Source organism: Calothrix sp. CBUCES-K 9914 (assembly GCF_059640475.1).
The window spans coordinates 1-12,785 of record NZ_JBXXZH010000031.1 but is presented as its reverse complement, the minus strand read 5'-3'; the positions used below and the strand labels follow the sequence as shown (position 1 = coordinate 12,785).

Below are 12,785 nucleotides of genomic sequence, written 5' to 3'. Positions count from 1 at the left end.
ACGCTACTAGCTGCATCTTCCCAGTAAAAAACCGTAATTTCAAGGTCACGAAATGCGGGGTATGGAGATTTTAAGCTATTGTTGCCGTAAATTACTGATGTTCAATTAGTAATAAGGTAGTAAAAAATGCTAAATTCTCCGTGCGTTGACTGCATAAGGATTTGCCAATGCTGTCTTCAGATTGCACTACTCCCAGGAACTTTTTTGGTAGAGAAAACACTGTGAAACTACATTGGTTATTATCAGGCACTTTTATAACATCGTTTTTAGTGCTACCGTCTGCTCGTGCAGAGAGTCTAGCTTCAGTAACGTTTAGTCAGGATAATAAACTACAATTACAACAAATTGCACAAGCTGCAACGCAAATCGAAAGTATTCGACTTACGGGTGATGGTTTCTTTATTCGTACTAGCGGTGGAAACCCTTCGATTCGTACCGAGCGTAGTCGTGATAAAAAAACTATTAATATAGATATCGCAACTGCATCGCTATCACCTTCTTTGGCGCCAGAGATGATGGTAAATCGTTTTGGCGTTAGTCGAGTTGTCTTATCACAGCTTGAAGGTAATACTCCTACTGTCAGGATGTCTTTACAAGTTGAAGCAGACAGTTTTGATTGGCGAGTACTCAAAAGTGGTACTAATTTAATTGCCTTACCTAACCGTTTTAGTGCTGACGCCTCTAGTAGTTCTAATAGTTCTAGTAGTGGAAATAATAACCCGACATCAACAGAGGCGCCATTTCCGGGTATTCCTGCAACTAGCAAAACTGATAGTAACGCAAAAGCCACAATTCAATCAATTGAACTTGCAGGTGGCGGAACGCAATTAGTTGTTCGCGCAGACCAAAATTTTACTGCTACAAGTGGTTGGGACAGGTCTACTGGCATGTTTCGCATCACAATACCCAACGCGCGTCTCACTTCAAACGTTCGTGGACCAATACTTGATACTAGTAGCCCGATTCTCAGGGTTCGGTTAACCGAACAAAAAGATTCTTCGAGCGTGGTAATTATGGTACAACCTGCTATTGGAGTGCAAATTGGTCAGCTCAATCAGATTACTGGGCAGTTTTTGGCGCTTGAATTACGGCGCAATAGACCCATAACCCCACCCTTGACATTGCCTCCACTACCTCAAATAGGTACATCGGGACCTATCGGTAATCCGCAAATTCCACCAAGAAGTGTACCAGGACGACGCAATGATGGGCGCCTAGTAGTGATTATTGATCCGGGACATGGTGGAAAAGACTCAGGTGCCCTAGGTATTGGCGGATCAATGGAAAAAGATGTAATTTTGCCGATAGGAATTAGAGTGGCGCAGATTCTTCAGCAGAACGGGGTACAGGCTGTAATGACGCGCAATTCAGATTATTTTGTAACTTTACAAGGTCGCGTTGATATGGCGCAGCAAATCAACGCTGATGTATTTGTAAGCATCCACGCAAATTCGGCTGGTGAAAGTCGTCCGGATGTAAATGGATTGGAAACGTATTATTACGACAGTGGTCTAGAACTTGCTCGCATAGTTCACAGTACCATACTTCAGAGTCTCTCAGTACGAGACAGAGGAGTACGACGAGCTAGATTTTTTGTCCTAAGAAAAAGTTCCATGCCCTCAATTTTAGTCGAAACCGGTTTTATGACAGGTCAACAGGACGTATCAAGACTCGTTACACCACAGTACCAAGCTCAAATGGCCGATGCTATTGCGCGCGGTGTTCTGCAATATCTCCGACAAGTTCGATAGCACTAAATAAATTCATATGTTTAAACCGAACACCAAGTATTTTGCAGTGCGATTACAACTAATAGCTATAAACACTCCTTGCCGTATCGTTGTGATTGATTTTTAGCAGCTAGTTGGAATACAAGGGCATATTCATCAATGACGCTTGTACCAAGAACAAATTGCTAGTGATCAACGACTAGATAAACAAGATTGATATTTTTAGGTGTGCATTGATTTGTAACAATCGTTACTCTTGCCCTATTCCTCTCTACTTCCATCAATTTAGGATTTTTTTAATGTTTGGGTTGACACTACGAATCAAAAGTGGATAAATTGTTTCAAAAAATACAATTTTTATCTTGAGCTGTCTACTATAGGCAGTCTACTAAACGTAGGTCGAACAAACCCGAAAGGGTGGCTTCACTCAAAATCTAAAATTGCGCGTGTCGTGTGTTACAACCTAGGATTGACACTCGTCATTAATTTAGGTTATCTGATTGTTGGCGTAATCGTAACGCCTTAAATGCCAATTTTAGATATCATTACGTATTTAAAATGGTTTTCGCGCTTACTCTCGGTGTGGTGCCGACAGTTACGGTAGCAATACAAGCAAAAAAATGACTCACTATTATTGAGTGAGGGCAACCTACGAGCGCGCTTTGAAGAACAAACTCGTTCTTTGCAGGTTGGGCGTTGAAGCAGTTTGAATAACTGCTTCTCGTTGGGTGACGGTGTGAGGAATAGCCGACACTTCGTTCTTGACGCTTCGGCGTTGCATCAATGGATTCAGGAGAAAACACTGTGAGATTACACTGGTTACTACCCAGCACCATTTTTACTGTCTTCATACTTTCGTCGCCCGCCCATGCAGCCAAACTCAACTCTTGGCGGTTTGATACCAATCAAAACCGATTGGAAATTATCACTGACGGTGCTGTGCAGCCAAAAGCACAGCTAATTTTTAATCCTACCCGAGTAGTTATTGATTTACCGGGAACGCGATTTGGGCGCCCCCAACTCACGCAATCGGTAGGCGGTGCAATACGGTCACTTCGTATCGGACAATTCGATGAAGATACCGCCCGTCTTGTTGTTGAACTAGCTCCTGGTTATACTCTAGACCCAGCTCAAGTCAAATTTGTTGGGGTCAGCCCTAGTCGTTGGACAGTGCAGCTACCAAAACCCGAACGTGAACAAGTTGGAGAAGAGTCGAATACGAATAATGTTTACAATGTCGTCACAACTCCCCCCAGCAGTTCGAGTAACTCGAATAATAACTCGAATAATAACTCGAATGTTAGCCGCCCACCGATTCAGTCAACTGTTGTTGCGACTTCATCGAGTGCGACTACAGTCGAAAATGTTCAAGTCACAGGGGATGGTTTCTTTGTTCGCACTAGTGGAACTGGGAATCCGCAGTTGAGAGTGATTCGCAGTCTCGATAGACGCTCGGTAGATATAGATATTAGCGGTGCGACTATTTCACCTCAAGCGCAACGCGACCTTATAGTCAATAAACATGGTGTCAACCGAGTTTTATTATCTCAGGTAAATTCTGGAACTCCCACTGTTAGGATGCAGCTACAAGTAGATAAAGACAGTCCTAATTGGAATGCTTCTAGAAGCGGTCTTAATGGTTTAATAGTAATTCCAGGTACTCCAGTCGTTCGACTTCCAAGTTCAAGTAACCTTCCAAATAACTCTAGTCCAGATAACAACCGGCCTTCTTCAAATAGCCCTATTATTAGTAACGCGCTTGCAACAATTCAATCGGTTGAATTAAACGCTACAGGCACACAGTTAATTATTCGCGGTGACCAGCGTTTGACGGGGAGTGGTGGATGGGATACGTCTACAGGGCAGTTCCGCATTACAATTCCCAATGCCAAATTAACTAAAGGTGTTACAGGACCTAATTTCGGCACCAACAGTCCAGTATTGAAAATTCGTTTACAGCAACAAGATCCAAGTACCGTTGCTATTTTGATACAACCTGCTGCAGGAGTGCAAGTTGGTCAAATCAATCAACTTAGCGGTCAGTTACTTTCACTCGAACTTTCTCGTGGACGTGTTGCCATAAACCCACCTATAAACCCAAATCCGCCAATTCGACCAGGTATTCCTCCCGTTCTTTTGCCACCTTTACCGCGCCCCGACCCAAAACCGTTACCACCAAATGGAGGACCAATAGTTAGTCCACCACCTGTAACTCAACCACCTACAAATCCTCGCCAAACCCCTAAAAATAAAATTATTGTGGTTGTTGACCCTGGACATGGAGGCAAAGATTCTGGCGCCCCAGGTCTTCGTGGGTTGCTGGAGAAAGACGTAATTTTACCTATTGGCTTACGGCTAGCGTCAATTCTGGAAAAAAATGGTATCCAAGTCGTAATGACTCGTAATCGCGATTATTTTGTTGACTTAAAACCACGGGTAGATTTAGCAGAACAGGTTAGAGCCGACTTATTCGTTAGTATCCACGCCAACTCGATTGATGGGCGCCCCGATGTCAACGGTTTGGAAGTATATTATTACGACAGTGGTTATCGTCTGGCTGAAACTGTTCGTCGAAGCATTCTCCAGAATATTTCTACCATCAAAGACCGAGGCACCCGTAAAGCCAGATTTTACGTTTTAAGAAAAAGCTCAATGCCTTCAATTCTTGTAGAAACAGGCTATATGACAGGAGTTGAGGATAATCCTCGTCTTGGCACCACAGAATACCAAAACCGGATGGCAGAAGCTATTGCGCGCGGTGTTCTTAACTATCTGGGAAGGTAAGAAGGTAGGGTGCGTGACGCCATAACAATCGTAAAGTGAAACTAACGAACTAGTAGCGTCACGCACCTTACGAGTTAGGAGTCTTTTGCCTTTTTACTTTTTACTTTTCCCTTTCTCCTTCCCTATTTGTAATCAAAAATCTTGGCGAATGTTTGTGAAATTGCTATAGATACTGTATCTTTAATCGAAAAACAAATATTTTAATTAACTAACCAGCTGTGTTTCTATCCTCAATTTTTGAAACCAACCTTTACTCCGTATCCGATAAACAACCTCAACGCGCGCCAATTGGGGTATTCGATAGTGGTGTAGGGGGCTTAACCGTATTACGCGAACTTTACCGCCAGTTGCCATCCGAGTCAATTATTTACTTCGGTGATACGGCTCGTTTACCTTACGGCATTCGCTCACAAACTGAAATTATTCAGTTCAACCGTGAAATTTTAACTTGGATGCAAAACCAAGGTGTTAAAATGGCTGTAATGGCTTGTAATACAAGCTCCGCTCTCGCCCTTGAAACTGTACGCGAAGAATTCAACTTTCCCGTTATCGGCGTTATTCTTCCAGGCGCCAAAGCCGCAGTACAATACGGCAAGCGAATTGGTGTAATCGCAACTCCAGCCACAGCCAAAAGCAACGCCTACAAAAATGCTATTCTAGAAATTGAGCCGAACCAAAAAGTATGGCAAGTAAGCTGTCCTGAGTTTGTCCCCCTAATCGAACAAAACCGTATTCATGACCCCTACACTATTGAGGTTGCAAGTTCATACCTCGAACCGCTAATTCAACAGCAAATTGATACCCTCGTCTACGGCTGCACTCACTATCCCCACCTGTCTCCAATTTTACGTTCTCTGCTACCAAGTACAGTAAACCTAGTTGACCCAGCAGTTTACGTGGCGGCTGCCGTTGCTACTGAACTTGATATACTTAATTTGCGGAATAATTTCCCACCAATGCCAACTCGGTTTGTTGTCAGTGGTTGCTCACAAACATTTGCCCAAACATCAATTAACTGGCTTGGTTGTACTCCCACTGTTGAAGTTGTAAACTTTGCTAATACCCCTGAATTATTACGCTTTCCTTCAGATTTAATTGGATAGCTTAGTTCTTAGTCACAATTAAATAGTTGTTAGCGTCAAAACTAACAACTATTGTCACCAATATGCTACTATATATTCGCACGCTTTAAAGATCATCAACAGCAGAAGCTTTGCTGCCAGTGCGTTTAGCTAACGCTAATAATAGATATACAGTAAACAGATATCCGGAAGCTAAAATAAAAATCATCATGGTCGTTCTCACATAAACTATTCTTTGTCAGTACCTTTTGTTGTAAATTGAACACTCTACTTTGCCATAGCAAAATAATGACCGCACGAGTGTTGGTTCTCACGACCGTTGCAAACATACCTATACTAAAAATTATTAGTATAGCTATGCTTTAAGCCTACTTCTTTGTTTTTGTCTTATAGTTATTTATACTTACAGACTCACTGCCGCTATTAACGTTATTCGAGGCTTTGAAAGCTACAAAAAACGACATTTAAACAGTCTTTTCAAGTCTGCAAAATGTTTTACCGCCTTTTATTAAAGGCTTATTTATTTCTTCGCCGAAATTGTTAACAATTCCAGGAATCAAACTACGCCAACCTACCGCCGAACCACTGAAATCGCTTCAAAACAGCTTCCTTAGTTCAACTCACGGTGCATATTAACTCACGACTCTCGACTGGTAAATCACTTGTGGTAATTTACCCACTTGAGGTGAATAACAAAAAAGTTTCAAGTCCCTTAATTTTAGCGTAACACAACCACCGGGACTTTTTGCGCTAAATCACTGGTTATTTCAAAAAATTCTTTGTAATCAAACAAATAACTTTTTCTGCTGTGTGATTTTTTGTGTATAAATATTTTTTAAAAGTAAGTAAATATACTTTTGTTGCACCCCACCCTTAATCCAGCAAATACTATACCAATATCAATGATTATGCTTGATGACTAACAAAATAGTAGTATCTTATTTTACTAAAAGTTATTTTTTTTACGGTGTATGAAGCAGGGTGATGGGACAAGACAGAAGGTGTTTGGAGTTTATCGTTGTAGGAGTTAATACTAACGATTATCTGAGATTAGCTTTGCAGTCTACCTACGTTATCTTAAAATGAGTATAGAATATGTAAACTTTCGTAACTTAAGCCAGAGTCCGCCCATCCATGACCCCAGCAACCTCCCTTTTTACTCCTGTGGAAGCAGACCTGCGACTACTAGCAGATAATCTGATACAGTTAGTTGGAACAGACCACCCCATCCTCTATGCGGCGGCAAAACACCTATTTGGAGCTGGGGGAAAGCGTATCAGACCAGCAATAGTTCTGCTGATATCGCGAGCGACCATGTTGCAATCCGATATTACAACTCGTCATCGGCGCCTTGCTGAGATTACAGAAATGATTCACACGGCGAGTTTAGTACATGACGACGTGGTTGATGAATCTGATTATAGACGTGGTGTTCCAACAATACATAGTTTGTTTGGAAACCGTGTTGCTGTACTAGCAGGGGACTTCTTCTTTGCCCAGTCTTCCTGGCACTTAGCAAACCTAGACAATTTAGAAGTTGTAAAACTTTTATCACAAGTATTGATGGATTTCGCAGTTGGAGAAATTCAACAAGGGCTAAATCGTTTTGATGCGAGTATCACAATAGATACTTATCTTCAAAAAAATTATTATAAAACCGCAACATTATTTGCTAATAGTGCCAAAGCTGCTGGAGTTTTAAGCGAGGTTTCCGCTGAAACCGCAGAGCATCTGTACTGTTATGGACGTGATATTGGTTTGGCGTTCCAGATAGTAGACGATATTTTAGACTTTACTAGCTCACAAGAAGCGTTAGGCAAACCCGTCGGCTCCGATTTGAAAACCGGCACCTTAACGGCACCTGTATTGTATGCATTAGAAGAGAAGCCAGCATTGTTTATGTTAATTGAACGCGAGTTCGCTCAATCGGGTGACTTAGAGCAAGCATTGGCGTTAATTTCTGATAGTCAAGGTATCGCGAGAGCTAGGGAACTGGCGGCACATCACGCCAAGTCAGCCTCTGAGCATCTGATTGATTTACCATATTCAGAGTCTCGTCAAGCTTTGATAAATATGACTGATTTTGCCCTGAGTCGTTTGTATTAAATTTGTCGGCGCGTTAACTATGAGATCGAAAAGCTAAGGAATAAAGGCATTCAGTAAGGTTTTACTGGATGAATATGCCCTTAGCTTTTGAAATAGTTACAGCAATTTTCCACAATTACCCGTGTTACAAGTTAAGCTGATATCTGGTAGTTTTTAAGCGATATCAGGAGGCACTACCTTGTTTCGGTGTGTACGATAAGTTTGTTCGATTCTGGCTTGTAGCTCAGAACGTTGGATTTCGATTGTATCACCACTCACGCCAGAAGTTTCAAAAAAAACTATACTATCTACGGGTTCTAATGCCGTGAGTTGAAACAACAGATGTATAACGAGTTCAAGCTTGACGTTTACAACCGGGTGTGATGGGGTGCCAATACTGTTTGAGGCATCCTGTAATGTTGGGTAAGCATAAATTACCCGTTTTTCGATTTCTGGATTAGTACGATTGCTCAATGTAGTTACAACCCAGCGAGAGTCCATACCTTGAAGGATATAGTACTGTTGATGGGCCAATATAAGAGCAACTGCCTGCAAAGCAGGAGCGATTGCTGTAATCAGTTGTGGTGTTATACCATCTTGGGGTGCGTTTTCTTTCAGCAATTGAATTTGTGCTTCTAAATCCATAAAATACCTGCGCTTGTCTTGGTAATCGGTTTTGGAGGCTTGAGTGTGATTTGAGTACAAAAGCATTAATATTTGGGAATAATTAGGTCAAACCAATTTTTCAAATTTCTTGAGTGTGCTGTATGTTAATACAATACTCAAAAAGCGCAAGCACCATCGAAAGCCCAGGCTGGCTGGCTGTAAATATTATGTTAGGGTCTTTTTTATAACGAGACTATGAATTTAGCCGCAACCACAACTATTCAGGGAGAAAATTCTATCGGCGTGGAGGCGATACAAGAACTTTCCTTCCAGGAACTGACGCAATCAACCAAAGCTTCGGAGCAAAATCGCCGCGATGTGGCAATGCGTATCACTGCTGAGGTCTACCGGATTTGCAATGAGAGCAAACGCATCCAGGCATCCGGTTCGATAGAAAGCTCCGCCATCACTCTTGCTCGACATCGCTTGACCCAGTGCCTGCGATATTACCAATTAGGTTCAAGTCGCGGCAGAGTGGAACTTCACAGTACCTTGAGTGCGATTGTCTACCGTTACATCAACCCTCCGCAACGGCAATTAAGCTATCAAGGGCGCCTAACAATCATTGAAGATTTTCTACAAAGTTTTTATTTAGAAGCGCTTAACGCATTTCGTCGTGAAAACCAACTCGGTGCTACCTACCAACCGACTACGCTTCTTGAATTAGCCGAGTACATGGCATTTACCGAACGCTATGGAAAACGTCGCATTCCTCTACCTGGACGACAGCAACAATTAATCATTCTACGCGCGCAAACTTTTTCTCAACAACAACCACCAGAGACGTGCGTTGATATTGAACAAGCTGCGGAAGGTAGTGGTGGTGAAAGTGATGGCGCCTGGGAAGAACCTGCGGTTCAGATGTTGCGAAGCGCAATGGCGACGCAGCCCGAACCTGAACCTCAAGAGGATACGCTACGTTCTGTTGTAATCACAGAATTAATGAATTACCTAGAGGAGCGACAACAAACCGATTGTGCTGATTACTTTGCGCTACGGTTACAAGATATGTCGGCGACAGAAATTGAATCAGTTTTGAATTTAACCTCAAGGCAGCGCGATTACTTGCAACAGCGTTTCAAGTACCACTTGATTCGATTTGCTCTGCTGCACCGCTGGGAACTAGTGCATGAGTGGCTTGAAGCTGATTTAAGTACAAATTTGGGTTTAACGCCTATTCAGTGGGAAAAGTTCATAGAGGAAATGGATGCTAAACAACGGTCAATACTGGAGCTAAAGCAACAAAAAGAACCTGATGAAAAGATTGCCAAGTCCGCTGGGTTATCAATGGCACAACTTCAAAAACGATGGTTTAAAATTTTGGAACAAGCCTGGGAAATTCGTAACTCTTTAGTGTCCGGATCGGGTGCATCTACTAATGAATAGTGACTCAGAATCCTTACAAAACCAGTTATTCAAATGGTTATTAGCAAATAGTGCTGATGAATCAGAAGATACTTCGGTTGAATGTAAGGAAAGTAACGGGGTAGAAAATTTACTGGGTGCTGCAAATACTTCACCTGATTTGCAGCACCTGGAGTGGACACCCCAAACCTCTCAACTAGGAGAAATTCCTACTGTGCAAGAACGTTTCCAAGCCATCCTTAAACGCCGGTTGCAAATTCAAATACAAAACCATCCTCCGTTATTCCCTTGGGAAACCCAAATTCAAGAATATCCTGACTACGCTGACAGTCCGGAAGTCGCACTTGTTCCGACATGGGGATGGTCTCGCTCGTATAATTCGCTCTCGCTTCCCATCGACTTACCTGTTAACATTTTTCGGCAATTGCTGTCCAAGTGTCAGGTATTAGTCGCTTCTTCACTGCCACTAGGAGCAAAACTAGTGGCTGCTGTAGAGAGCTTATTTCCAGGTGAGGAGCAGTCGATCAATGATTTAGCATCTTTGGTGTTAAGAACTCCTTACCGTTCTGCGTCCACGCTTGAAGCAATGCCAAATCTAGATGGTGATTATTTTTCACTTCAATCTAGTCAGCAAATGGCTATTTCATTGATGGCCGCAAAACAACTGCTTGATAACTTGACGTTACCAGTTTCAGCTACCAAGCCAGTAGTTGAAAGAGAATGGTCAACTGATGTCGGTGTTATCAATCTTCACGTTGAGTACTTAGTATTTGGCGCCGAAGCGAAGCTTTGCGTTCAAGTTTCACTACCTACTCAAGGAAATATAAAAGTTAGCAATTCTGCAACAACAGCAATGGCGCAGTCTTCTAGTTCAGGTACGTTGAGTGTGGAAATACTTTGTGTTTCTCCACGTCAGCCATATACCCTCGAAGTCAAATTGACAGAAATAGACATTGCTCCGTTGACATTTTTAATTCTTCCCACTGTGTAATTCAAACGCTAGCACTAATATCAATATCAACGATAGGCACTAGTCAGATGAGGTGACGTTCCTGGTTTTAAAGCGTATGCTTGGTATAAATAAGCGGTCATTAGGAAGGCACTAGTACATGTCGAATATCGACGGTACAGTGCCTGTAGCGTCTACGGTCAGCTGCATTTCACAAAGGACAATGTATATCGGTATATACTGATTACGTTTGTATTCGTTATGTGAATGAATCGCTTAGTGATTATATTTATTAGCAGCTTTCTAACTCAAAAATGTTTAATTCCAGGATACGAAGAGGTGCTGGTTTACTTGAATGGATAAACTGGCGCCCCAAGACGAAGAATACACCAAATCAGGAAATTGAGAATTCAATAACTCTAAGGGTATTGGTGCTAGCATTAGTGGTTGTGGGAATTGCTGCAACGGATATTGCGGCGGAGACTCAATTATCTTTTTGGGCTGCTCCGCTCTCGGTTGTGGGAGCAACTTGGAGTTACAGTCGGCGCCAAAATAGTAACGTATCGGTAAAATTTTGTATCGCCATAGGAATGTTAGTAGCACTAGGTGCTTTCTTTGGGCGAATATTAGGGGAACTGAACGATACGCGGTTAGTTTTGGTGCAGTTGCTGGTGCAACTCCAAGTACTCCATAGCTTTGATATGCCTAGGCGTAAAGACTTGGGGTATTCGATAGTCATCGCGATGATTTTGTTGGGTGTAGCAGCAACATTAAGCCAAACCTTAGCTTTTGCGCCAATGTTGCTGTTATTCTTAGCTATCGCCCTACCGACTTTAGTATTCGATTATCGTTCCAGGTTAGGTATAACAAAAATAATAAAGGCAAACACGAAGCAGGAAAATATTGCTTCGTCTTTTCCTTCTTATTTCCTACTTTTTGCATTAATTATTACTATTGGGTTAAGTATATTTGCCGTATTGCCTCGTTTTCCTGGCTATCAACTGCGGATGTTTCCGGTTAGCTCGACTATTGAAGTCAAAGGCAATTTTACCGGACGTAATATTGTTAATCCTGGTTATGTACGTGCAGGCAATTCAAACGGTGGCACTGCTCAAGGTAATTCAAATGTACCGAGTGGAAATGGAGAGCCAGGGCAAGTAGACTCAAGTTTCTATTATGGCTTTAATAGCCGTATGAATCAAAACCTTCGCGGTGAAATGAAACCCAAAGTCGTGATGCGAGTACGTTCACAAATTGAGGGTTTTTGGCGAGTCCTAGCATTTGACCACTACACTGGTTCTGGATGGGAAATTTCCCGTAATGATAAAGTTCAGACTATTAGACGTTCTCCTTGGTCTTATCAAACTTATTTGCCTAGACCTTCCGCACTTGGCGCCACCAAAGAAGTAGTACAGACATATACAGTAGTTGCTGATTTGCCGAACTTAATACCAGCAATGGCGATGCCTGCGGAAATTTACTTTCCAACACCGATAATAGCAGTCGATACAGAGAATAGTTTACGGGCGCCTGTAGGTTTAGCAGACGGTTTAACATACACGGTAATTTCGGAAGTACCACTACGCGACCGAACCTTATTGGGTTCTTCAGGTAATGATTACCCAGAAAGTATTAAGAAGAATTATTTACAAATTCCTCCAGAACTTGCCGTTCGTGTTCGTACTTTAACAGAAGAAACACTGGCAAATTATAATAAAAACCGCGTTGGTAAGTCAGAAAAAAGTTTAGATTCGGCTTACGAAAAAGCACTTTATTTGGCGCAGTATCTTAAGCAAAACTATAAAACTCCTGAGAACCCTTCGGAGTTTCCCTTTTTAGAAAAAAACGAGGATTTGGTCGAAGCGTTTCTATTTAAGTATAAAGGTGGTTATCCTGACCACTTTTCTACTGTTTTAACGATAATGCTGCGCTCGGTTGGTATTCCCGCGCGCTTGGTAGCAGGTTTCGCACCGGGACAATTTAATCCGTTTACAGGTTTGTATATTGTCCGCAACACAGATGCTTACGCGATGACAGAAGTTTTTTTTCCTAAATATGGGTGGTTTGCGTTCGACCCAATACCGCAGCATCCTTTAATTCCTCCATCAATTGAGGAAACTCAAA

At 42.2% G+C, this 12,785-nt stretch carries 9 protein-coding genes; 7 read left to right on the top strand and 2 right to left on the bottom strand.

From position 1 onward, the window contains the following. The first annotated feature begins 167 nt into the window (after positions 1 to 167). On the top strand, positions 168 to 1,751 hold the full coding sequence (locus AC2JBO_RS09710) for an N-acetylmuramoyl-L-alanine amidase family protein (protein WP_496953438.1): 1,584 nt from the start codon (positions 168 to 170) through the stop codon (positions 1,749 to 1,751). A 628-nt stretch (positions 1,752 to 2,379) separates the two neighbouring features. Here the strand turns inward: AC2JBO_RS09710 and AC2JBO_RS09705 are convergent. Further along, positions 2,380 to 2,511: a hypothetical protein gene (locus AC2JBO_RS09705; RefSeq protein WP_496953437.1), complete on the bottom strand. Its 132-nt coding sequence runs from the start codon at positions 2,509 to 2,511 to the stop codon at positions 2,380 to 2,382. A 2-nt stretch (positions 2,512 to 2,513) separates the two neighbouring features. Here AC2JBO_RS09705 and AC2JBO_RS09700 point away from each other — a divergent pair, with 2 nt between their 5' ends. The 3 genes from AC2JBO_RS09700 to sds all read left to right on the top strand — a co-directional run bounded on the left by AC2JBO_RS09700 (position 2,514) and on the right by sds (position 7,702). Further along, complete coding sequence (locus tag AC2JBO_RS09700) at positions 2,514 to 4,514, top strand: N-acetylmuramoyl-L-alanine amidase (RefSeq protein ID WP_496953436.1); 2,001 nt, start codon at positions 2,514 to 2,516, stop codon at positions 4,512 to 4,514. A gap of 218 nt (positions 4,515 to 4,732) precedes the next feature. Then, positions 4,733 to 5,617, top strand: coding sequence for a glutamate racemase (gene murI, locus AC2JBO_RS09695; protein WP_496953435.1), 885 nt, complete (start codon positions 4,733 to 4,735; stop codon positions 5,615 to 5,617). A gap of 1,113 nt (positions 5,618 to 6,730) precedes the next feature. Continuing rightward, positions 6,731 to 7,702 carry a solanesyl diphosphate synthase gene (sds, locus tag AC2JBO_RS09690; protein ID WP_496953434.1) on the top strand — a complete coding sequence of 324 codons (972 nt, stop codon included), beginning with the start codon at positions 6,731 to 6,733 and terminating at the stop codon, positions 7,700 to 7,702. Between the two features lie 153 nt (positions 7,703 to 7,855). On the opposite strand, the gene AC2JBO_RS09685 is transcribed toward sds, so the two are convergent. Further along, positions 7,856 to 8,326, bottom strand: a complete 471-nt coding sequence (locus AC2JBO_RS09685) for a hypothetical protein (protein ID WP_496953433.1) — start codon at positions 8,324 to 8,326, stop codon at positions 7,856 to 7,858. A 216-nt stretch (positions 8,327 to 8,542) separates the two neighbouring features. On the opposite strand from AC2JBO_RS09685, the gene hetZ reads away from it, so the two are divergent. The 3 genes from hetZ to AC2JBO_RS09670 form a co-directional block, all read left to right on the top strand. Beyond that, positions 8,543 to 9,733, top strand: coding sequence for a heterocyst differentiation protein HetZ (gene hetZ / locus AC2JBO_RS09680; protein ID WP_496953432.1), 1,191 nt, complete (start codon positions 8,543 to 8,545; stop codon positions 9,731 to 9,733). Continuing rightward, positions 9,726 to 10,703: a PatU gene (locus AC2JBO_RS09675; protein WP_496953431.1), complete on the top strand. Its 978-nt coding sequence runs from the start codon at positions 9,726 to 9,728 to the stop codon at positions 10,701 to 10,703. Before hetZ ends, AC2JBO_RS09675 begins: the two co-directional genes overlap by 8 nt. Positions 10,704 to 10,975: 272 nt before the next feature. After that, positions 10,976 to 12,785, top strand: a 1,810-nt coding sequence (locus AC2JBO_RS09670; RefSeq protein WP_496953430.1) for a transglutaminase TgpA family protein, incomplete at its 3' end; no start/stop codon positions are given.

Coding starts and splice junctions, on each gene's coding strand:
- AC2JBO_RS09705 (WP_496953437.1), bottom strand. CDS start 2,511: ATGCAACGCCGAAGCGTCAAGAACGAAGTGTCGGCTATTCCTCACACC.
- AC2JBO_RS09710 (WP_496953438.1), top strand. CDS start 168: ATGCTGTCTTCAGATTGCACTACTCCCAGGAACTTTTTTGGTAGAGAA.
- sds (WP_496953434.1), top strand. CDS start 6,731: ATGACCCCAGCAACCTCCCTTTTTACTCCTGTGGAAGCAGACCTGCGA.
- hetZ (WP_496953432.1), top strand. CDS start 8,543: ATGAATTTAGCCGCAACCACAACTATTCAGGGAGAAAATTCTATCGGC.
- AC2JBO_RS09685 (WP_496953433.1), bottom strand. CDS start 8,326: ATGGATTTAGAAGCACAAATTCAATTGCTGAAAGAAAACGCACCCCAA.
- AC2JBO_RS09675 (WP_496953431.1), top strand. CDS start 9,726: ATGAATAGTGACTCAGAATCCTTACAAAACCAGTTATTCAAATGGTTA.
- AC2JBO_RS09700 (WP_496953436.1), top strand. CDS start 2,514: ATGGATTCAGGAGAAAACACTGTGAGATTACACTGGTTACTACCCAGC.